This window comes from Grimontia sp. THUN1695 (genome assembly GCF_059704325.2).
The window spans coordinates 820048-842613 of record NZ_AP046577.1 but is presented as its reverse complement, the minus strand read 5'-3'; the positions used below and the strand labels follow the sequence as shown (position 1 = coordinate 842613).

At 50.4% G+C, this 22566-nt stretch carries 23 protein-coding genes; 4 read left to right on the top strand and 19 right to left on the bottom strand.

The annotated features are described in order from the left end of the window. The 19 genes from AC6IB1_RS07425 to aspS form a co-directional block, all read right to left on the bottom strand. Nucleotides 1-858, bottom strand: coding sequence for a bile acid:sodium symporter family protein (locus AC6IB1_RS07425; protein ID WP_497569109.1), 858 nt, complete (start codon nt 856-858; stop codon nt 1-3). Nucleotides 859-922: 64 nt separating this feature from the next. Further along, nucleotides 923-1984: a quinolinate synthase NadA gene (gene nadA / locus AC6IB1_RS07420; RefSeq protein WP_497568459.1), complete on the bottom strand. Its 1062-nt coding sequence runs from the start codon at nt 1982-1984 to the stop codon at nt 923-925. Between the two features lie 149 nt (nt 1985-2133). Further along, nucleotides 2134-2868 carry a tol-pal system protein YbgF gene (gene ybgF, locus AC6IB1_RS07415; protein WP_497568458.1) on the bottom strand — a complete coding sequence of 245 codons (735 nt, stop codon included), beginning with the start codon at nt 2866-2868 and terminating at the stop codon, nt 2134-2136. A gap of 16 nt (nt 2869-2884) precedes the next feature. Then, nucleotides 2885-3406, bottom strand: coding sequence for a peptidoglycan-associated lipoprotein Pal (gene pal, locus AC6IB1_RS07410; RefSeq protein ID WP_497568457.1), 522 nt, complete (start codon nt 3404-3406; stop codon nt 2885-2887). 32 nt (nt 3407-3438) lie between these two features. Next, nucleotides 3439-4791, bottom strand: a complete 1353-nt coding sequence (gene tolB, locus AC6IB1_RS07405; RefSeq protein WP_497568456.1) for a Tol-Pal system beta propeller repeat protein TolB — start codon at nt 4789-4791, stop codon at nt 3439-3441. Nucleotides 4792-4803: 12 nt separating this feature from the next. After that, nucleotides 4804-5835, bottom strand: coding sequence for a cell envelope integrity protein TolA (gene tolA, locus AC6IB1_RS07400; protein ID WP_497568455.1), 1032 nt, complete (start codon nt 5833-5835; stop codon nt 4804-4806). An 8-nt stretch (nt 5836-5843) separates the two neighbouring features. Further along, nucleotides 5844-6290: a protein TolR gene (gene tolR, locus AC6IB1_RS07395; RefSeq protein WP_005506084.1), complete on the bottom strand. Its 447-nt coding sequence runs from the start codon at nt 6288-6290 to the stop codon at nt 5844-5846. 3 nt (nt 6291-6293) lie between these two features. Further along, nucleotides 6294-6980 carry a protein TolQ gene (gene tolQ / locus AC6IB1_RS07390; protein ID WP_497568454.1) on the bottom strand — a complete coding sequence of 229 codons (687 nt, stop codon included), beginning with the start codon at nt 6978-6980 and terminating at the stop codon, nt 6294-6296. Next, nucleotides 6970-7383 (bottom strand): tol-pal system-associated acyl-CoA thioesterase, encoded by a 414-nt coding sequence (ybgC, locus tag AC6IB1_RS07385; RefSeq protein WP_497568453.1) that lies wholly within the window; start codon nt 7381-7383, stop codon nt 6970-6972. The genes tolQ and ybgC overlap by 11 nt, the downstream gene beginning before the upstream one ends. A 162-nt stretch (nt 7384-7545) precedes the next feature. Beyond that, the gene (ybgE, locus tag AC6IB1_RS07380) at nt 7546-7830 is read right to left on the bottom strand and encodes a cyd operon protein YbgE (RefSeq protein WP_497569108.1); all 285 of its coding nucleotides are present in this window, start codon (nt 7828-7830) and stop codon (nt 7546-7548) included. A gap of 10 nt (nt 7831-7840) precedes the next feature. After that, a complete protein-coding gene (gene cydX / locus AC6IB1_RS07375; protein ID WP_040529108.1) occupies nt 7841-7951 on the bottom strand; it encodes a cytochrome bd-I oxidase subunit CydX in 111 nt (36 codons plus the stop codon). A gap of 15 nt (nt 7952-7966) precedes the next feature. After that, nucleotides 7967-9103, bottom strand: a complete 1137-nt coding sequence (gene cydB, locus AC6IB1_RS07370; RefSeq protein ID WP_497568452.1) for a cytochrome d ubiquinol oxidase subunit II — start codon at nt 9101-9103, stop codon at nt 7967-7969. Nucleotides 9104-9117: 14 nt separating this feature from the next. After that, nucleotides 9118-10704, bottom strand: coding sequence for a cytochrome ubiquinol oxidase subunit I (gene cydA / locus AC6IB1_RS07365; RefSeq protein ID WP_497568451.1), 1587 nt, complete (start codon nt 10702-10704; stop codon nt 9118-9120). 458 nt (nt 10705-11162) lie between these two features. After that, nucleotides 11163-12170: a Holliday junction branch migration DNA helicase RuvB gene (ruvB, locus tag AC6IB1_RS07360; protein ID WP_154124354.1), complete on the bottom strand. Its 1008-nt coding sequence runs from the start codon at nt 12168-12170 to the stop codon at nt 11163-11165. Between the two features lie 14 nt (nt 12171-12184). Beyond that, the gene (ruvA, locus tag AC6IB1_RS07355) at nt 12185-12814 is read right to left on the bottom strand and encodes a Holliday junction branch migration protein RuvA (RefSeq protein ID WP_497568450.1); all 630 of its coding nucleotides are present in this window, start codon (nt 12812-12814) and stop codon (nt 12185-12187) included. A gap of 248 nt (nt 12815-13062) precedes the next feature. Continuing rightward, complete coding sequence (locus AC6IB1_RS07350) at nt 13063-14856, bottom strand: ABC transporter transmembrane domain-containing protein (protein ID WP_497568449.1); 1794 nt, start codon at nt 14854-14856, stop codon at nt 13063-13065. Between the two features lie 101 nt (nt 14857-14957). Then, entirely contained in the window at nt 14958-15479 is a 522-nt protein-coding gene (ruvC, locus tag AC6IB1_RS07345; RefSeq protein WP_497568448.1) for a crossover junction endodeoxyribonuclease RuvC, read from the bottom strand. Nucleotides 15480-15485: 6 nt separating this feature from the next. After that, complete coding sequence (locus AC6IB1_RS07340; protein WP_497568447.1) at nt 15486-16232, bottom strand: YebC/PmpR family DNA-binding transcriptional regulator; 747 nt, start codon at nt 16230-16232, stop codon at nt 15486-15488. A gap of 179 nt (nt 16233-16411) precedes the next feature. Continuing rightward, a complete protein-coding gene (gene aspS / locus AC6IB1_RS07335; protein WP_497568446.1) occupies nt 16412-18199 on the bottom strand; it encodes an aspartate--tRNA ligase in 1788 nt (595 codons plus the stop codon). 333 nt (nt 18200-18532) lie between these two features. On the opposite strand from aspS, the gene AC6IB1_RS07330 reads away from it, so the two are divergent. The 4 genes from AC6IB1_RS07330 (at nt 18533) to AC6IB1_RS07315 (ending at nt 22547) form a co-directional block, all read left to right on the top strand. Continuing rightward, nucleotides 18533-19375 carry a DUF72 domain-containing protein gene (locus tag AC6IB1_RS07330; RefSeq protein WP_497569107.1) on the top strand — a complete coding sequence of 281 codons (843 nt, stop codon included), beginning with the start codon at nt 18533-18535 and terminating at the stop codon, nt 19373-19375. Nucleotides 19376-19589: 214 nt separating this feature from the next. Continuing rightward, entirely contained in the window at nt 19590-20318 is a 729-nt protein-coding gene (gene cmoA / locus AC6IB1_RS07325) for a carboxy-S-adenosyl-L-methionine synthase CmoA (RefSeq protein WP_497568445.1), read from the top strand. Nucleotides 20319-20390: 72 nt separating this feature from the next. After that, a complete protein-coding gene (cmoB, locus tag AC6IB1_RS07320; protein WP_497568444.1) occupies nt 20391-21362 on the top strand; it encodes a tRNA 5-methoxyuridine(34)/uridine 5-oxyacetic acid(34) synthase CmoB in 972 nt (323 codons plus the stop codon). 423 nt (nt 21363-21785) lie between these two features. Then, a complete protein-coding gene (locus AC6IB1_RS07315) occupies nt 21786-22547 on the top strand; it encodes an ATP-dependent zinc protease family protein (protein WP_497568443.1) in 762 nt (253 codons plus the stop codon). The last annotated feature ends 19 nt before the right edge of the window (nt 22548-22566 follow it).

The following is a 22566-nucleotide window of genomic DNA, read 5'->3' as shown; positions in this document are numbered from 1 at the left end:
CTATATAGTGAGCGATTTTCCCATGCGCTTGTTCAGCAAGATCAGAATAATTGCCGGGATATTCATCAACACGCCGTAAAGCAGTGGTGTTAACGCTAACTCCGGCTGCTGAAGCTGTACGATAGCAACGAAAATCGCTGTTCCTGCGTTCTGGATCCCCACTTCAATGGCAAACGTTTTGGAAAGCTTGCTATCCCCTGAAAACAGCTTAGCGACAGCGACACCCAGCCCCATTCCCAGCAGACACAACAGAAGCACCATCACAGAGGCAATTGAGAACAATTGTGAGAATACCGCCATATTGGCAGCCAGCGTGACGGCTACAGTAAAAAACAGGGCCCACAGCGCTGAACTCGCAGCAAATGCGGAAAACCGGGCAAAACCTTCCCCGTTCATAAAGTGCCTGAGTACCATCCCCAGTGTCACGGGCAATAAGGTGACCGCAACCAGCTGTAAAATCGCAGTCTTAACCGGGATGGCCGCTAAAACATCTGTCAGAACGACAGGGAGCAGAAGAGGCAGGCTAAAAGGAATAATCAGGCTACTCACCGCAGTCATGGTAATCGAGAGTGCAGAATCGCCACCTGCAAGGTGACTGATTGCATTGGAAGAAGCCCCGCCAGGTGCTAATGCCAGGATCCAAAGCCCTACAGCAACCGTGTCCGGCAGTGCGAACACATGAACCATTGTGAAAGCAATCAGGGGAAGACCAACAAGCTGCGCAGCCAATCCCGCTGCAATCTTGCCAGGATAATCAACTACACGCTTGAAATCTGCCACTGAAAGCGTAATACCGACGCAAAACATCATCCAGCCGAGCGCCAAAGGAAGCCCGATTGTTAACATTGCCTGTGCCATCATGCTCCTTCATTTCTTCAATAACAAAAAAGCAAACGCCATGCCTACCTTTATACTCAATATGTCAGGCGTTACCTTTTACCTGCAGTTGTAGTGACGCGGCAAAATCCAACATCCGGTTAAGTGGTACAAGGGATTTAACACGAACCGCTTCATCGACATGAATCTCGTGCGCTTCCCCACCTTCACGCAATGCCCGTTCAATCGCTTTCAAGCCATTCATTGCCATCCAGGGGCAATGTGCACAACTGCGGCAGGTTGCACCAGCACCTGCTGTCGGTGCTTCAATCAGCTCTTTTTCCGGTACCATCTGCTGCATCTTGAAGAAGATGCCTTTATCCGTTGCCACGATCAGTTGCTGGTGAGGAAGTGTTTTTGCCGCTTTGATAAGATGGCTGGTTGAACCCACTGCGTCGGCAAGTTGAACCACACTTGCCGGTGATTCAGGGTGCACCAGAATTGCTGCATCAGGATACACGGCTTTCATGTCTTTAAGCGCTTTAGCCGAAAACTCATCATGAACTACACACTCACCCTGCCACAGTAGCATGTCAGCACCGGTTTTATTTGCGATATATGAGCCAAGATGGCGGTCTGGTCCCCAGATAATTTTCTTATCCTGAGCATCCAGGTGCTCAACGATTTCAAGTGCAATCGAGGATGTCACCACCCAATCTGCTCGCGCTTTTACTGCGGCAGAGGTGTTGGCATAAACCACCACAGTATGGTCAGGATGGGCATCGCAAAATTCAGTAAATTTGTCTTCAGGACAGCCTAAATCCAGCGAGCATTCGGCCTCAAGGGTCGGCATCAGAACGGTTTTTTCAGGCGTGAGGATTTTGGCACTTTCACCCATAAAACGGACGCCTGCTACCAAAAGGGTTTTGGCAGGGTGCTTGTTACCAAACTTGGCCATTTCCAGTGAATCACCCACAAAGCCGCCGGTTTCTTCTGCCAGCGCCTGAATTTCCGGGTCGGTGTAGTAGTGAGCAATCATGACTGCATCTTTTTCCTTGAGCAGTTGCTTGATGCTCGCGATGTAGTCAGCTTTTTGTTGCTCGGACAATGCCTCCGGTTTCGGAGGGAAGGGATATACTGTCTCTGCAGTATTAATAATCTGGCTCATCAGCTTACTCAGATTGGCTTCCAATCCGGACATTATACCCAGCTTGGCCGGGAACTTTCACCATTAATAGCAAATCCGCCCTATCCAACGCCTTTTAAACGCAAGAAGGCCAGCTGCAATGCTGGCCTTCTTCTTTTTATAGAACTCGATTACTGGCTAAGCTGCTTTTGAGCCTGCTTCGCTGTTGTTGTGCCAGGGTATTCCTTCACAACCTGTTCAAAGAATGTCTTCGCAGAAGCGCCATCGCTCTGACGTTCGGCAATGATACCCAGCTTCAGGAGCGCATCCGCCCGTTTGCTGGATTTAGCAAACTGGCTGACAGCAGTGAAATTCTTCTTCGCATCATCCAGCTGGCTCTTGGAAAAATAGAGCTGACCGAGCCAGTAATGTGCGTTTGGTTTATAAATCGATTCAGGGTATTTCGTCAAGAATGCATTGAACGCATCAACTGCACCGGCATAATTCTTTTTCTTCAGAATTAGATTCACCGCCGCATCATATTCTGCATTTTCCGACTGATTCGCCGAGTAAGACGTTTCCGCCCCCTTTTCGTCCGGTTCACGCTCGACTGCAGGTACTGGTTTTGTGTTTCTTAGCGTATCTATCTCGCGGTAAAGATCACGCTGACGCTCCAGCATTTGATTTAACTCATAGCTATTTCTTTCGACAGTACCGCGTAATTCGTCAAGCTCACCGGCCATTTGGTCAAGCTGACGCTGCATGTCGATTTGCATCTGGTTTCGTGCTTCCAGCATACGCTCCAAGCGCTCGAAAGAGCTACCACTACCGCCCAACTCAGTCACCGGAGCAGGTGCGGCGGCCACCGGGGCCGCCACACTCACCAGTAACGCCAGCGAAAGAAAACGCAAAGTGTTACTGTTCATAAGATTTACCTTTTAATTAGTAAACCAGAACCGCACGACGGTTCTTCGAATACGCGTCTTCACCCTGGCCAAGAACCAATGGCTTTTCTTCACCGTAGCTTACGATAGAGATTTGAGAAGATGGCACACCCAACGCTTGCAGGTATTTAGCGACTGCATTTGCACGGCGCTCACCCAGTGCGATGTTGTACTCAGGCGTACCACGCTCATCAGCGTGGCCTTCTACTACCACTTTGATATCAGCATTAGCGCGCAGGAATTCTGCGTGTGCATCCAGCATGTCCTCAAATTGTGGCAACACTGAGTAATCGTCAAAGCTGAAGTAAACGGTTTGTGACTGGCGCAGTTCATTATTACGGATTTCCTGCTCAGTTAAACCGCCCTGACCACCGTCTACTGGTGTGACAACGGTTGTTTGCGAACCGGTATTTGTTTCAGTGCCAGTACTGTCAGTAGAACTGTCGCTTGAGCTACATGCTGCCAGAGTAAACATAGGCAGAGCTACAGCCAAACCTTTAAGTACTTTATTAACTTGCATCTTGTTTTCCTTATATCAAATAAGCGCAAATATTATTGGAACGGGGACCATGCTGGGGCTCTCACCCGACCATTAGTCGCTGGCAAACGTGCTTTGAAACGCCCATCAATAGACACCATAGAAAGCACATTACTACGTCCGTATACTGAGCTGTAAATCACCATGCTGCCATTTGGCGCAAGACTAGGAGACTCATCCAACATCGTTTTCGTTAGAATCTCTACAGCACCCGTTTGCAAATCTTGTTTTGCAATGTTGTAGCCTGAGTCCGAGCGATGAACCATTACCAAGTATCGGCCATCCGGAGTGAGCTGACCGCCGAGATTCTGGCTACCTTGCCAGGTAATCCTGTTGGTGGACCCATCAGCTAAATTTACTCGATATATCTGTGGTTTACCACCCCGGTCTGATGTGAAGATCAAAGACTGCCCTTCTGGATCCCAGAAGGGCTCGGTGTTATTCGCCCGGCCTGTGGTGATTTGCTCAAGCTTACGGGTCCTCAAATCCATCACGTAAATCTGTAGGCTGCCGGTTTTTGATAGCACCATCGCCAGTTTACTGCCATCCGGGGAGAATCGTGGCGAGCCATTATGGCGCGGGAATGAGGAAATCATTTGACGCTCGCCTGTATAAATATTGGTGAGAAATATCTGCGCCTGACCATTTTCAAAGCTCACATAAGCCAGTTGCTTTCCATCTGGCGACCATGAGGGAGACATCAACGGTTGTGTTGAACTCAGAACACGATGTTCATTATACCCGTCATAGTCTGAAATCCTGAGTTGATAAGGATGGTCAGATTCCTCATCAATCACCACGTAGGCTATACGGGTCAAGAAAGCACCTTTCTCTCCGGTTAATTTTTCATATATTCTATCAGCGATAAGATGTGCTAGCTTTCTTAACGCTTCTTGACTCACCGTGTGTCTAGAATGAATCAGCAGGTGATCTTTAGTGATAACCAGTTCGCCGGACGCTGATAAGCCTTTACTTTGCCCCCCGGTTAACTGACCACGGACAATATCAATTAACTGATATTCAATCTGGTATTTTCCTCCTGCAGCAGGCTTCACTGTTCCGGTCACTAAAGCATCTACACCTATTGCGGTCCAGTCATTAAAATCCACCTCAGTATCGTTGTAAGGTGTCTGCGGCATCTTGTCAGTGGGTATGGGACTGAACTTACCGCTCCGCTGCAAATCGGAAGCAATGACCGCTGAAACATCCGTAGGAAGCTTGCCCTCGCCTTCCCATTTGAAAGGGACAATGGCAATTGGTCGTGCGGAGTTAATCCCTTCGGTGATGACCAGCTTCAACTCTGCCTGTGCAGGTTGAATCACTGCCAACATCATCGCTACTGCCCCGAAGAGTAAATGTTTCAACATGAAGGATCCCTCTTACTCTGGTTTCACAGTCAGCTCAATATTTTGAAGCTGGGCTGCGATTTCTTTGTCATCTGGCATTGGGAAAGATGACACTTTCAATACCGCCGCTTTGGTAGCACGACAAAGTGAAGAGTTCCCTCCCACTTCATTCACATCCAACAAAAGCCCGGTGCCGGAAATACGCATTTTAACAATACATTCCTGACCACGAAGATTGTCATCAACAAGCAAGTTTTGCTTAATCATTTGCGTGTAGATAGCGCCAAAGCGGGCGGTCTCGTCATTCACGAAACGTCCCCGAGCCGTATCCCGCGTAGCGGATTCCGACTCGAGCCCGCTAAAAAGCTCGTTGAGGGCAGCCTCCTGCTCTGCCTGCTGACGCTTGGCTTCAGCCGCTTTGCGCTCGGCTTCTTTGCGGGCTGCTTCCGCTTTACGGGCTGCCTCTTCGGCTTTTTTCTTCTCGGCGAGTTTACGCTGACGCTCTTCTTCGGCCTTGCGTGCTTCTTCTTCAGCGCGCTTTTTCTCAGCCAGTTTGCGTTGGCGTTCTTCTTCCGCTTTGCGTTGTTCCTCAAGCACACGCTGCCGCTCAGCTTCTGCTGCCGCTGCTTTCTCTTTAGCTAATCGTGCCGCTTCTTCAGCTTTACGTTGCTCTTCAGCCGCTTTCTTTTTCGCTTCAGCGATACGTTTACGTTCGGTTTCGGCCTCACGTGCTTCTTTTTCAGCGGCCAGCTTTTCTGCCTTTAACTCTCGCAGACGCTTTTCTTCCTGTTCGCGCTGTTGCTCTAGCAACTGTGCCTGCTGTTCAAGGCGGCGAAGACGAGCATCCTCTTGGCGCTTGGCTTCATCACGCTGCTGGCGGATTTTACGCGCTTGTTCATTCACCACATTTGGGTCAATCACAACCGCTTCAATGCTCTGGCCACTGGGTTGGTGCGCCACTTTTGTAAAGTCCGCCCCCCAAAGCAGGCCACCAATCAACAAGGCATGCAGCAAAACCGAAGCTGCTATTGCGCCTGTATAGTTTGTTTTCTGCTTATTTTTCATTCCAATTCTCATGAATCAAGCGGTTCCGTCATTAGTCCCACTGACGAGACTCCTGCTTGGTTCAGCGCATCCAGAGTAAGAATGATTTCTGAATAGGGTACACGCCCATCACCACCGACCAGCACGGGTGATTTAGGATTAACTTCCAGCTCAGCCTTCACACGGATCAGCAGATCCTGTAGTGACAGGCCGCGCTGCATATCTCCGTTGTTCACAGAAAGCCCTAAGCCGCCGTTTTGATCCACTTCCACGATGATAAATGCGCCGCTGTCCTCTTCTTTTGCCAGCTCAGCGGCCGTTTTCGCAGTGGTGGTTTGCGGAAGATCAACATCCACCCCTTGCGTCACAAAAGGTGCCGTCACCATAAAGATGATCAACAGTACCAGCATGACGTCGATATAGGGCACCACGTTGATTTCAGCAGTCATCTTGCGCCGTTTACGCTGATAAGGCATGGCTTACTCCTTCGGCGCCGCGAATGCCTGGCGGTGAAGAATGCTTGAAAACTCCTCCATGAAATTTATGTAGTTGTTTTCAAGTTTACCGACTTTCGATGTTAATCTGTTGTACGCCATCACCGCAGGAATCGCCGCAAACAGACCCATGGCTGTCGCTATCAGTGCTTCTGCGATACCCGGTGCCACCATTGCCAGCGTAGCCTGTTTAACTGCGCCAAGTGCAATAAACGCATGCATAATGCCCCAAACCGTACCAAACAGGCCGATATATGGGCTGATAGAGCCGACAGTCGCCAAAAATGGCAGATTGGTTTCCAGTGACTCGACTTCTTTCGACAAAGAAACACGCATCGCACGGGACGTCCCTTCCATCACCGCTTCTGGCACCTTGCCATTACTACGATGAAGGCGGGCAAACTCTTTGAAGCCAGAATAAAAAATTTGTTCACTGCCAGACAATTTATCTTTGCGTGCCTGCACTTCCTGGAACAATTGCGACAAGTCCACCCCTGACCAGAAACGGTCTTCAAAGCGCTCGGCTTTGGTAAAGGCTTCTGACAGCACCTGAGAGCGCTTAATGATCATTGTCCAAGACACGATAGACATGCCCAGCAGAACCAACATCACCGCTTTTACCAGCAGACTCGCCTGCAAGAACAGATCAAGAATTGAAAGTTCAGCGCTCACTTAACATCTCCGATTGAATCGTTTTAGGAATGGATTTTGGTTTCATTTTCTCAGAGTCGACACAGGCTACCTTAACCGTGGCCCTACACAACACATCACCGCCTGAATTCACCAAATCCTGACAGAATGTGATAGTCGCCCGACGCAAGTCAGATACCCTTGTTTCAACGGTCAGTTGTTCGTCAAGGGTAGCGCCTTTCAGGAAATCTATATCCATGTGACGCACAACGAATGCCGTATGTTCTTCAAATAACGTATGTTGATGGACACCGATGCTGCGCAGAAGTTCGGTTCTCGCACGCTCGAAGTATTTGAGGTAGTTCGCATGATAAACAAGTCCACCGGTATCGGTGTCTTCGTAATAAATACGAACAGGCCAGCAGAATGGATGGAGATTCCTCATCCTGATAATTACCTGAAATCCATAGTAAGGTTTAGCGGATTACTATAACTGACTTGCTTAACAGTTTAAATGCACTAAGCAGCGCGGAAGGTCACGATTGACGCAAAATAAAGCAGCCCGGCTGTTATAACCAGGCTGTTTAGTGTTGTATCACAGGGAATATCAGGCAAATGCTTTTGCAAGCACAGTTATCATCACCAGCCAGGCGAATGGCGGGAAGAAGACCAGTTGCCACAACCAGAATCGCGGCTTAAACCCCATACCATGTATCATGCCCGTACAGGTCGCCCAAACAAGGGCCGGGCCGTTAGCAACGGAAAAGCCGCCTATCCTGTCAGCAAAGCTCTGTGGATCCCACATCACCAAGCCGCCGCATGTTAACGCCAAAGCCAGCGATAACAGCGTAAGAACACGGATATGAAGACGGTCATACAGACCGTCTAGCATAGTCCCGAACTTAGTCTTCACTGTCGTGATCCATCGCTTCGGTATGTTCTAACCAAAGCGCATTGATGATACCGAATGAGCACGCCAGCAATAATCCCAGAATCCAAGCGAAATACCACATGGTTTACCCCTTCTCTTAGTACAGTGAACTTTGGTTGTCTTCGATGAACTTGTCATCAAGACGACCGAACATTTTGTAGTAACACCAGATAGTGTAACCAAGAATGATGGGTACCATCACCAACGCGACGCCCGCCATGATGTTCAGCGTCAGTTCACTGGAGGTCGCATCCCACATAGTCAGGCTGTGTGATGGGAACAGGCTAGAAGGCATGACAAATGGGAACATTGCAAAGCCTGCCGTCAAGATCACACTGGCAATAGCGAGACTTGAGAACAAGAAGGCAAAGCCACCGCGCTCAAGACGAGATGCAACCGCAGACAGCAGAGGCATCACCACAGCCAGCACGGGGGCTACCCAAAGTATTGGGTACGTTTCATAGTTGTTAAACCACGCACCGGTCAGTGTCGCGACGTCTTTGTTCAGCGGATTGGACACAGCATCTGTCACGATTTGACTGGTAATAACGTAACCTTCTATGCTTTGTGCCCAAAAACCTGCAGTCGCGAAACAGACAGCCGTCAACACTGCGCTAATTTGCGCCATATTACGCGCACGCATGTGCAGATCACCGGTTGTCTTCATTTGCAGCCACGTCGCACCTTGGGTCACAATCATGAACAGACTGACCAAGCCACACAGAATCGCGAAAGGATTCAATAGGCCAAAGAACGAGCCATGATACGTTGGGATCAACAGGTCGCTCAGTTCAAACGGCACGCCTTGTAACAGGTTACCAAACGCCACACCGAAGATGATAGGCGGAACGAAACTACCAATAAAGATGGCCCAGTCCCAAGCACTACGCCAACGTGTGTCTTCAATTTTAGAGCGGTAATCAAAGCCCACAGGACGAAACCACAATGCCGCCAGTGTCAGGATCATCGCCAGGTAGAAACCAGAGAATGACACCGCATAAACCAGCGGCCATGCTGCGAACAGCGCACCACCTGCAGTGATCAACCAAACCTGGTTACCATCCCAGTGTGGGGCGATAGAGTTAATCATGACACGGCGCTCGTTGTCGGTTTTACCGATAACTGGTACCAGAGCACCAACCCCCATGTCAAAACCGTCAGTCACAGCAAAACCAATCAGCAGCACGCCAATCAGAAGCCACCAGATTAAACGTAGAATTTCATAATCAAACATTGCTCAAGCTCCCCTTATGCTTCAACCTGACGCGCCAAATCCGCTTCCGGAGTCTTTAGCTGTTCAAAGTGGTAACGGCCAGTTTTCAGGCTGCTTGGGCCTTTACGAGCAAACTTAACCATCAGGTAAACTTCAGCAATCAGGAACACGGTATACAGTGTAACGATAGCAACTAATGACGTAATGATTTCAGACGCTGGCAAGTTTGATGCTGCCAAATGAACCGGTAGGATCTCACCCACAGCCCATGGCTGACGACCATATTCCGCAACAAACCAACCTGCTTCAACCGCAATCCAAGGCAATGGAATTGACCATAGCGCTGCTTTCAAAACCCAAGGTTTCTCGTCGATCTTCTGACGACAAGTCTGGTAGAACGCCATACCGAACACAAACAACATTGCGAAACCACAGGCCACCATGATGCGGAAGCTCCAGAACAACGGTGCGACCTGAGGAATAGAGTCTTTCGCTGCTTGTTTGATTTGTGCCTCCGTCGCATCAACGACATTTGGTGTGTGCTCTTTCAGAAGCAGGCCATAGCCCAAGTCTTTTTTCACATCATCAAACGCAGCCAAATTTTCAGGGGTACGTTCGCCAGCACGCAGTTTTTCAAGCAGGCTGTAAGCCAGCATACCGTTACGGATACGCACTTCGTGCTCTTTAATCAGATCACGCAGCCCCGTCACTTCTTTGTCGAATGAACGCGTTGCAACGATGCCCATGACATAGGGGATCTTAATGGCGTAGTCCGTTTCCATGGTCTCTTGGTTAGGGAAGCCAAACAGGGTAAATGCAGCCGGTGCAGGTTCAGTGTGCCACTCGGCTTCAATCGCCGCCAGTTTCACCTTCTGAACATCACCTAACTCATAACCTGATTCGTCACCCAATACGATAGTCGACAGTATACCCGCCATACCGAAAGACGCCGCAATGGCAAAAGAACGGCGCGCAAAAGCAATATCACGGCCTTTTAGCAGATAATAAGCACTGATACCCAGTACAAACATTGCCCCTGTTGTGTAGCCCGCCGCCACGGTGTGAACAAATTTCACCTGGGCAACCGGGTTAAGTACAACTTCAGCAAAGCTCACCATTTCCATACGCATGCTTTCGAAGTTGAACTCAGCGCCTACAGGGTTTTGCATCCAGCCGTTCGCAACCAGAATCCACAGCCCTGAGAAGTTAGAACCAACAGCAGTCAGCCAGGTCACAGCAAGGTGTTGGCGTTTGGACAGGCGATCCCATCCGAAGAAGAACATCCCGACAAGGGTGGATTCAAGGAAGAAAGCCATCAGCGCTTCAATTGCCAGAGGGGCACCGAAAATATCGCCGACATAGTGAGAATAGTAAGCCCAGTTTGTACCAAACTGGAACTCCATGGTCAGGCCGGTAGCAACACCGAGTGCGAAGTTGATACCGAACAGCTTACCCCAGAACTTGGTCATGTCCTTATAGATTTGCTTGTCGGTCATCACATACAACGACTCCATAATTGCAAGCAGGAATGCCAAGCCCAGAGTCAATGGGACAAACAGGAAGTGATACATCGCGGTCATAGCGAATTGGAACCGCGACAGATCCACAATATCAGTTAACATAGTAACTCCTTTATCGTCAGGCTGACTGACGCACGATATCTACACATCGTTAAGTAAATACCTAATCATTAACAAACCGTATTCCATTTCGATCAATCAGGCTTCCTTGCGGGAACCGTATAAACGGCCACCTTTTCGTGTTGCACAAATGTACCACAACAGTTAGAATTTTGTTAAGCAACCTCTAATGTAGTGGCAACTAATACTAAACATTATGCCCCCTTACTTCAAAGTATTTGACATACTCTCACGGTGAGTGATGTCAAATCAACCAATCTGAAGCAAAGAAATAGCCTAAAACCAAGCGTCAGATCAATACAAAATCTAGTCTTGTCGTTTAGAGATCTGCCCATACATGAATGGCACACAACGCTTCTGTTTGCACGGTTTGGCTATGGAGAAATAGCACAAAGGCCAACGAAAGTCAGCCTTTGAAAAAAGTAAGAACAGGAGAAAAGTTACTCTGGCCTGTCAAAGCCGAAATGCAGGTACGCACGCTGGCTGGCAATACGCCCCCGTGGCGTGCGCTGCAAATAGCCCTGTTGAATCAGGTAAGGCTCAAGCACGTCTTCTATCGTGTCTTTTGCTTCACCAATAGCCGCAGAAAGGTTATCCAAGCCCACCGGCCCACCATCGAATTTCTCAATAATGGCAGTCAGCAATTTTCGGTCCATATAATCAAAGCCTTGATTATCGACATCCAGCATGTCCAAGGCTTTTGATGCAATATCTGCATCGATTTTGCCGTCCGCTTTCACTTCGGCATAATCTCTAACCCGACGCAGCAAACGGTTCGCGATACGGGGTGTACCCCGAGCCCGACGTGCGATTTCATAAGCCCCTTCTTCATCTATTTCCAGGTTTAAATAGTTCGCACTACGTTGCACAATGCCTTTCAGGTCAGCAATGTTGTAATACTCTAAACGTTGGGTGATACCGAAACGGTCACGAAGCGGTGATGTCAGGGAGCCAGCACGGGTGGTTGCCCCCACCAGCGTAAAGGGTGGCAGATCGATTTTGATCGAGCGGGCTGCCGGGCCTTCACCAATCATGATATCCAGCTGATAATCTTCCATCGCCGGATACAACACCTCTTCCACAACCGGGCTCAGACGGTGAATTTCATCGATAAAGAGCACATCATTGGGTTCAAGATTAGTCAGAAGTGCCGCCAGATCCCCGGCTTTTTCAAGCACAGGGCCAGAGGTGGTGCGGATATTTACATCCATCTCATTGGCAACAATGTTGGCCAGCGTGGTTTTTCCCAATCCCGGAGGCCCAAAAATTAGCAGGTGATCAAGGGCTTCTTTACGTTTGCGTGCTGCATGGATAAAAATTTCCATCTGGTCGCGCACATGATCTTGCCCCTGATAATCGGCCAACATCTTGGGGCGAATAGCGCGATCAATAATGTCGTCTTCCCGGCTCGGCGGCACCGTGCCCATCAGTCGATCTGCTTCAATCATCCCGGTTCACTCCACTAGACCATTGAACGCAGGGCGTCACGGATAATGGCTTCACTCTTCATGCCATCAACCGCCACCTGCTTGACGACCTTTTCAGCCTGGGCAGCTTTGTAGCCCAGAGCAATAAGAGCGCTGATTGCTTCATCTTTCGGATCCGTGGATGCAGCAACCACGGTTTCCGTGCCATTTGCACGGCGGGCAGCAGCATCTGCATGGGGCGTAAAGAGGTCAAAGGCATGCCAGTTTTTCAGGCGATCGCGCATTTCAATCACCAGACGCTCGGCCGTTTTTTTGCCGACACCGGGAATTTTCACCAGTGTAGACACATCTTCACGCTCAACACTGTCAACAAACTGGGTTGCTGTCATGCCTGACAGAATGGCCAGTCCCAATTTAGGGCCGACGCCGTTGGCCTTGATCACTTCGCGGAATAGCGCACGTTCTACCGTGGTATTAAAACCATAGAGAAGCTGGGCATCTTCACGCACCACAAAGTGGGTGTAGATGATCGCCTCCTCTCCCACTTCCGGCAATTCGTAAAAGCAGCTCATTGGCATACTCACTTCATAGCCTACACCGTTAACTTCAAGCAGGATCTCAGGGGGTTGCTTTTCCAGCAAAATACCGCGTAATCGACCAATCACAATGAAACTCAATTTGTTGCTAATCATTGATGGGTAGGATAATGAACAACTGGATAGATATCCAGTTTTAAACACATTGAAATCACAAAAACGCCAATTCGTTTTCGCCAAACAGCCGGGCATAAAGAGACGTGTCTTGTTATGCATCACTCTCGATAAGCTCGATTTAAAAGCCCAACGCTACAAAATACAGTGATTGGCGAAGTCAGGTGCCTGTACGGTAAAGTCACTTGTCCGGTGTTTGGAATTCACTTACCACTCACCTGCGCTTTTTCTTCTACCGAGACCAACTGAAGTGCCGCAAACTCACGGTAAAGTGACGACGATGCCATCAGCTCATCGTGGGTACCTGTCGCCACAATTTTCCCTTTGTCCAACACCAAAATCCGGTCGGCATTGACCACAGTTGCCAGTCGGTGGGCAATCACTATCGACGTTTTGTGTGACATCAGAGCATCCAGCGCCGATTTTACTTTGTGCTCACTGACTGCATCCAATGCGCTGGTTGCTTCATCAAGCAGCAGGATTAGTCTGTCAGCCAAAATTGCCCGCGCAATGGATATCCGCTGCTTCTGGCCACCGGACAAACGCACGCCCCGCTCGCCGAGTTCAGTGAAGTACCCGTCCGGAAATTCCATAATAAATTCATGGGCCCTCGCGGCTTTACAGGCGGCTATTACAGCGTCTTCACTGGCATCCGGTGCGCCATAACGGACATTTTCAAGCACAGTAGTTGCAAAGATCACCGATTCTTGCGGCACCAAGGCAAACTGCTTGCGTAAAGCGTCAAGAGGGAGGCGGGAGACTGGCACACCGTCAATCATGACCTGCCCGGCCTGAACATCAAAAAAGCGTTGCAGCAACGCAAAAACGGTACTCTTCCCTGCCCCACTCGGCCCCACCAGCGCAATGCGCTCGCCGGCGTTCACGGTAAAGGAAAGCGCCTTGAACACCGGCAAGTTCTCATCACCGGGATAACAGAAAGAAACGTTGTCGAAGCTGACACTCCCCAGTACGCGCTGCGGCAGGCTTTCGGGCTGGGCAGGCTCTTTGATATCTGGCTCCATGGCAGACAATTCAATCAGTCGCTCTGTTGCCCCGGCAGCTCTCTGGATATCACCAATAACCTCACCGATGGTCGCCACGCCCCCGGCAACCAGCAGGGCGTAAAACATAAACGCGGAAAGATCCCCTGCCGTCAGGGAACCCTCTAACACATTGAGTGCCCCAACCCAAGTCACCAATACAATCGCCACAATCGACAGAAAGACAACCGAACCCATCAGGGTAGCGCGATACCAAATTCTCTGTCTGGCTGCGCCCATCACCGATTCGACGCGGTGATTGAAATGGCGTGCGTCGGTATCTTCATGGTTGTAAGACTGGACAGTGCGGATCTCATGCAGTGTTTCATCAACATGGGCGCCAAGATCAGCCACTTTATCCTGACTCACACGCGCCAGCTTGCGTACTTTTCTACCCAGCACAAAGATAGGAACCAGCACCACAGGGACGGCAAGCAACACAAAGCCCGTCAATTTGAGGCTGGTAATGGCCATCATCACCAAACCGCCCATCACAGACACAGCAGATCGCAATGCCATGGAAAGGCTGGAGCCGACAACGGTTTGAAGCAATGTCGTGTCTGCCGTAAACCGGCTTATCACCTCACCGGTACGCGCTTTGGCATAAAACGAAGGAGAGAGTCTGAGCAGGTGGTGATACACCACCATGCGGATATCCGCACTGACGCGCTCGCCAAGCCAGCTCATCAGGTAGAAGCGAAAGAATGTTGCAAACCCACTGACCAGAGTAATGCCGAGTATGAGCAGGACAAGGCGGTTTAACTCAGCAGCATCACCGGAAAGAAACCCCTCATCCACAACCAGCTTCACCGCCTGTCCCAGCGCCAGCCAGCTCAACGATCCTAAAAACAGGAAGAAAACCGCGCCTGCGACTCGGCTGCGATAGGGGGTCAGAAATGCCATTATCCATGCTACGACAGAGAGGGTACTGCCCTGTATGCGCCGGGGGTTGTTCAACGGTTTATCTCCTTCCCTGATGAGCGTTTATTGTGCGACGACCTGCCACTGTGACAGGTCGCGATAACAGAAAAGCGGCATAACGCCGCTTTTCTGTGGAGCTATCGGTATCTGCCCCGCCGAGCACTTTTCGCCTGCCCTGCCATTGCCACCAGCGTGTGGTTGGTGTGGGCATGACAAATCGCGACAGCGAGGGCATCTGCGGCGTCAGCCTGCGGTGTGGAGGGCAGTTTGAGCATATGAACCACCATGTGCTGCACCTGCTTCTTGTCGGCACTGCCTTTGCCCACTACCGATTGTTTAATCAAACGTGCGGCGTATTCGCTGACCGGCAACCCCGCATTGACTGCCGCCACAATCGCGCTGCCGCGTGCCTGACCAAGCTTCAATGCTGAATCCGCATTTCGTGCCATAAACACCTGTTCAATGGCGAAGGTATCAGGCTGGAACTGGGTGATCACTTCGCTGACACCGGCATAAATCTGACCCAGTCGTCCCGCCAAATCTTCTGAATCCGTGCGGATACAGCCACTGCCCAGATACTCCAGATGCCGCCCTTGATGGCGGATCACGCCGTAACCGGTGATCCGGGAACCCGGGTCAATCCCGAGAATAATAGCCACGAAGGATTATTCCAGTGTTGCTGCGACGTCGTCAGAAATATCGCCGTTGTGGTAAACCTCCTGAACATCATCGAGATCATCCAGTGCGTCAATCAGGCGAAGCAGCTTCGGTGCAGTATCCGCATCCAGCTCAGATTTGGTGGAAGGCACCAGCGTCACTTCAGCGTTTTGTGCTTCAAAGCCTGCTGCATCCAGCGCATCTTTTACCGCACCAAAATCTTCCGGTGTGGTGTAGACATCGATAGAACCGTCGTCATGGGTTTCTACATCATCCGCACCGCCTTCCAGCGCCGCTTCCATCACCGCGTCTTCATTCAGACCCGGCGCATAGGAGATCACCCCTTTTTTCTCAAACAGGTAGCTTACGCTGCCATCGGTGCCAAGGTTGCCCCCTGCTTTCGAGAAAGCGTGACGAACACCGGACACAGTGCGGTTGCGGTTGTCAGTCATACACTCCACCATAACGGCGGTGCCGCCCGGGCCGTAACCTTCATAGATCACGGTTTCCATGTTCTCGTCACCTTCGCCGCCTGCACCGCGGGAAATCGCACGGTTCACCGTATCCCTGGTCATGTTGTTCGACAGCGCTTTATCAACCGCTGCACGCAGACGTGGGTTGTTTTCGACTTCTGCACCGCCTTCTTTGGCCGCAACCACGATTTCACGGATCAGCTTAGTGAAAATCTTACCGCGTTTCGCATCTTGCGCTGCCTTGCGGTGTTTAATGTTTGCCCATTTACTATGACCTGCCATTTGAATTTCCTCCCCCAGTGGCCTTCCCTGATGACCAGAGATACCACTGATTAATTACTTCAAGTCTTGGATTTATAGCAAAACAGCATGGTCCTTTCCGGGATAGAACCCATGTCTGTCAGGTTTAGAAACGAATAAGGCCAGATAATCTGGCCTTATTTTTGTGAAATCAGCGCGAATCAGGCGTCGGCTTCTTCATTTTTCTTTGCCGCCGCTGTAATCGACAGCGCCAGCTCTTCCAATGCAGCCGGGTTTGCTTCGCTTGGCGCATCAGTCAGCAGACACGCCGCTGCGGTGGTTTTCGGGAACGCAATAACATCACGGATGTTTTCAGTGCCACACAGCAGCATCACCAGACGGTCAAGACCGAATGCCAGACCCGCGTGTGGTGGCGTACCATATTTCAGCGCTTCAAGCAGGAAGCCGAACTTCACTTGTTGCTCTTCAGCGTCAATACCCAGCAGATCGAATACCGCCGTTTGCATTTCTGGGTTGTGGATACGCACAGAACCCCCACCGACTTCATAGCCGTTCAGCACCATGTCGTACGCATTCGAATTTACGTTCTCTGGGTTTGCTTTCAGCTCTTCAGGCGACACATTCAGCGGTGACGTGAATGGGTGGTGCATTGCGTGCAGGTTACCCTCGTCATCTTCTTCAAACATCGGGAAGTCAACCACCCACAGTGGCGCCCATTTGCTGGTGTCGGTCAGGCCCAAATCCGTACCCAGTTTCAGACGCAGTGCGCCCAGCGCTTCAGTCACGATGTTCTTCTTGTCCGCACCGAACAGGATAATATCGCCAGACTCTGCACCGGTGCGCTCAAGAATCGCATTTACCACGTCTTCTGTCAGGAACTTGGCAACCGGAGACTGGATGCCTTCCATGCCCGCTGCGCGGTCGTTCACTTTCACCCACGCCAGACCTTTCGCACCGTAGATGCCAACAAACTTAGTGTACTCATCAATTTGTTTACGAGACAGCTCTGCACCACCCGGTACACGAATAACAGCTACGCGGCCTTTCGGATCGTTCGCCGGGCCAGAGAATACTTTGAATTCCACGTCTTTCAGCAGGTCTGCTACGTCAACCATTTCCAGTGGGTTACGCAGGTCAGGCTTGTCTGAACCGAAACGACGCATCGCCTCTTCGAACGTCATGGTTGGGAACGCACCCAGATCCACGTTCAGCAGCTCCTGCCACATTTCACGTACCATGCGCTCTGTCACTTCACGCACTTGCTCTGCGCTCATGAACGAGGTTTCGATATCGATTTGGGTAAATTCTGGCTGACGGTCTGCACGCAGGTCTTCGTCGCGGAAACACTTCACGATTTGGTAGTAGCGGTCAAAGCCAGACATCATCAGCAGCTGTTTGAACAGCTGTGGTGACTGTGGCAGTGCATAGAAGCTGCCTTTGTGTACACGGCTCGGTACCAGATAGTCACGCGCACCTTCCGGGGTTGCTTTGGTCAGTACCGGGGTTTCGATATCCAGAAAGCCGTTGTCGTCCAGGAAGCGGCGGACAAAGCTGGATGCTTTCGCGCGCATCTTGATGCGATCGCTCATTTCAGGGCGGCGCAGATCCAGGTAACGGTGCTTCAGGCGTTGCTCTTCAGAGTTGTTCTGATTGAAGTCCAGCGGAAGCGGTGCCGCACGGTTGATGATTTCAACGCCACGTGCCAGCACTTCAACTTCACCGGTCGCCATGCCTTTGTTGATCTGACTGTCAGGGCGCAGACGCACTTCACCGGTGATTTTGATACAGAATTCGTTACGCAGCTGGTTCGCCACCTCGAAGATATCTTTCATATCCGGGTCGACCACTACCTGAACGATACCTTCACGATCTCGCATATCGATGAAGATAAGACCGCCTAAGTCACGGCGACGGTTAACCCAGCCGCATAGTTCTACAGTTTGCCCTGCCAGGGCTTTGTTCAGGTGACCACAATATTGGGTGCGCATATGAATTTCCCGATCTGTTACTTACTGTCCTTTACGCCTTAGGGCGCAAAGTGTCGAATGAGGGTATGCAGACATCTCTGCTGACTTCCGCTGATTGAATGCAAACAGCCAAAGTCTGAATATTTCAAAAAGACGGAGCATTATAAAGGAAAAATTGAGCCTGCGGTAAATCGTAGCCAGACGAATCAAAAAATCCGTCGCGATTGCGCAAAAAAGCAACACAGATTGACCTTTCACGCCCACTGAACGCAAAATAGCCCCCCGCCAACAAGAAAGGATTCACCGGTGCAAACGCCACTGTCACAACTCACTTCACCACCGCTCCGCCTGGGTATGACCCAGTGGTCGCACAATAGCTGGCAGCGGGTGTTTTATCCACCGGGTACTAAGAGCGGCGAACGCCTCGCACGCTATGCTGAGGTATTTAATACCGTAGAGGGCAATACCACATTTTACGCCAGCCCTTCCCATGCTACCGTGGCGAACTGGAAAGCCGCCACCAGCGATGCCTTCCGCTTTACCTTTAAGTTTCCCCAGCCTGTCACCCATCAAATGATGCTGCGCCACTCGGATGACATGGTGTCGGCGTTCATTCGGCTCATGCAGCCCCTTCATGAACGTATCGGTCTTTGGAAAATCCAGCTTCCTGCTGCCTTCAGTCCCCAGAATCTCCCGGATCTAAAACGCTTCCTCACCGGTATGCCAAAGGGCTTCAAGGTCGGGGTGGAAGTACGCCATCCGGCATTTTTTACCAAAGGCGAGGAAGAACGTGCATTGAACACAATGCTGATGGAATTTGGCGCTAACCGCATTATCATGGACAGTCGGCCGGTGTTTGCCGTGCCGCCGGATACCGACGCCCTGCTTGATGCACAACAGAAAAAACCCAACGTCCCCGTTCATGCCATTTCGACCGCAGAGACCCCCATGGTGCGCTTTATCGGTGACCCAACTCTAGAGCGAAACGATAAGTTCTTTGCCAACTGGCTGAAAAAAATCCCTGAGTGGATTGGCGAGGGAAAAACACCATATCTGTTTATCCACACCGCCAATAACAATGAAGCGCCACAATTGGCCGTGCGTTATTACGAAAAGTTGTGTGAGCAAATTGCCCTGCCACCCTTGGCACCACTGATGCCAACGCAACCGGACAGCAGCCAGATACGTTTGCTGTAATCACTGCCCCGGTTCCATTACCCGCAGGCAACAATGCTCCAGCAGTGTGGTCATGCCCCCGCAAAAAAGCGGCAAAGAGAGACAATCCACCGAAAATTCTCTACAATACGCGCCCTTTTGATGCGGGATGGAAACCGGCATCCACACATGTAGTTGTGCCGCTTCTCAGGAACGCAGAGTTTGACGGTATTCGGTTCTTTTTAGGCAGGTTCAGATGGCAAATCGCGACAACATTTTTGCTGCGCCAATTGAAAAACTGGGTGACTTTACCTTTGACGAAAATGTCGCTGAAGTTTTTCCGGATATGATTCAACGCTCAGTGCCGGGCTACAGCAATATCATCTCTGCCATTGGTATGCTGGCTGAACGTTTTGCGACGGATGATAGCCACATCTACGATCTGGGCTGCTCTTTGGGCGCTGCGACACTTTCCATGCGCCGTCATATCAAAGCAAAAAATTGCACTATTATCGGTGTTGATAACTCGCCAGCCATGGTTGAGCGCTGCAAACTGCATGTCAATGCTTACCGCTCAGAGACCGATGTCCAAATCATCGAAGACGACATTCGCAATATCGACATCCATAATGCTTCGGTTGTGGTGCTCAACTTTACCCTGCAGTTCCTCAACCCGGACGACCGCCAGGCGCTGCTGGAGAAAATCTTCAAGGGCCTGAAGCCAGGTGGCATCCTGATCCTGTCCGAGAAATATCATTTTGCCGATCACAACGCCAATGAGCTGCTTATCGACCTGCACCATGATTTCAAGCGTGCCAATGGCTACAGTGAACTGGAAATCAGCCAAAAACGCAGTGCGCTTGAAAATGTGATGAAACCCGACAGCATCGATACCCACAGACAACGCCTGACAAACATTGGATTCAGCAGCGTGGCAGTGTGGTTCCAGTGCTTTAACTTTGGTTCGATGTTCGCCATAAAGTGATGGTTCGCCATTCAATGAGTTAAGGGCGCTGGCATCTTCCAGCGCACAGCGAAAAACAATAAGACGATACCCATGTTCGATTTTTCTGATTTCTATCAACTGATTGCGAAAAACCGCCTGCAAAGCTGGCTGAATGTGTTGCCAGCCCAACTGACGGAATGGCAAAACCAGCCGCATGGCGACTTGCCAAAATGGATGCGCGTGCTGAAGAAGATTCCTATGGACATCCCTTCCATAGTCGACATAAAAGACAGCGTGACCATAGGTACAGAAAACGAACTGCCTTCGGGGCAGCGCGCAAAAATTGAAAACCTGTTGCGTGCGTTCCATCCGTGGCGCAAAGGCCCCTACCATGTTCACGATATCCATATTGATACTGAATGGCGTTCAGACTGGAAGTGGGATCGTGTGCTGCCGCACATCTCGCCGCTGAAAGGCCGCTATGTGTTGGATGTGGGTTGCGGCAACGGCTACCACATGTGGCGCATGCTGGGTGAAGGTGCAGAGTTGACGGTAGGTATCGATCCTTCCGAGCTGTTTCTGGTTCAGTTTGAGGCTATCCGCCGTTTGATGGGCAATGACCAGCGCGCGCACCTGCTCCCCCTTGGCATTGAAAAACTCCCCGCGCTGAAAGCCTTTGATACTGTATTCAGCATGGGTGTGCTCTATCACCGACGCTCACCGCTTGATCACCTGATACAACTGAAAAACCAGTTGGTGAAAAACGGGGAGCTGGTGTTAGAGACTCTGGTGATCGATGGGGATGAAAACGCCGTGTTGGTGCCATTTGACCGCTACGCGCAAATGCACAACGTTTATTTCTTCCCATCGGCAAAAGCGCTGAAAGTATGGTTGGAGAAAGTCGGTTTTGTTGACGTGCGTATCGTCGATGAGTGTGTGACGACTACCGACGAGCAACGCACGACCGATTGGATGACCCACAATTCACTGCCGGATTATCTGGATCCCAGCGATCCAACCAAAACCATTGAAGGGTATCCTGCGCCTAAACGGGCTATTTTGGTTGCCAGAAATCCTGACTAAGCACAGCTCTCCGGATGGGCAGTCTTTCATGGCTGCCCTTCTATTCCTCGCGGCCAGCCCAAGACAAGCCAGACTCTTTCTATTGTATTGGATGAATATGCGGTTTCCGGTGCAAGATACAAACAGACCAGACCCTATTATCTCGTGTGAGCCATTATCCCTATTTCTTAAACAGTATTTCAATTCCGAAAAGTTGAACTATATTTGCATACCTCCACTTAAGTTTTCCGGCTTCTTTCTTTTACTCAAAATTTACAACTTTTATTTAATAGTCTGTTTACGCGGGAATTACTGTCAAAGATAATTTCCGGATCTGGTGTAATCCTGACTTCCTCATGACAAATCCTCCTTCTCGGCTCCTTCATTTCGAGCTAAACTACGACCCTAAATTCAATACCTTAAACGCCCAGTACGGAGCTACACATGCTAACACGCAGCGGATTGCTGATTCTTTTTTCTGCCGCTTTATCTGGCTGCAGCGTTACATCTCAGGAACAACATCAGCAGACACTGAACGCAATCAGCAACATAGAGACCAATATCCAGGCAAACTATGCATTGCTTAATGAAAGCGTGAAGTCGCAGCAGGCGCAAATCGCAACTCTGGAGCAACAGGTTGCCGATATGTCAGACACGCTGAAAATCATGCGGCAGAATCAGGCACGTGAAATGGCAAACCGGTCAGAGCCAAAGGTTGTGTACGTCGAGAAAGAAATTCCAGTGCCACAGCAAGCCAATAAAACCATTCTCGGTGAGCAGGAATGGGTTTGGATTGATTCAGCTGGCTCAAACTACCAGGCACGTGTTGATACCGGCGCAACAACCTCTTCCTTGAATGCCACAGATATTCAGGAATTTGAACGTGATGGAAAAACCTGGGTGCGATTCAACCTGGCGCACACGCAAGACAGTAACAACGACGCCGAACCGGTTGCCAGCATCGAAGCTCCTGTCACTCGCTGGGTCAAGATCCGTCAGTCATCCACCGATGGGCTCGAGCGCCGTCCTGTCGTCGAACTGCGAGTCAGACTGGGCGCTCTCCACGAAAAAGCCCAATTTACCCTGGCAGATCGCTCACACATGGAGTTTCCTGTGCTGTTAGGCCGAGAGTTTTTTAAGGACATAGCCATCATTGATGTCTCGCAGTCCTACATTCACCCCAAATTTGTCGCCGAAAATAAATAGTGTGCTGACCTGAATACTC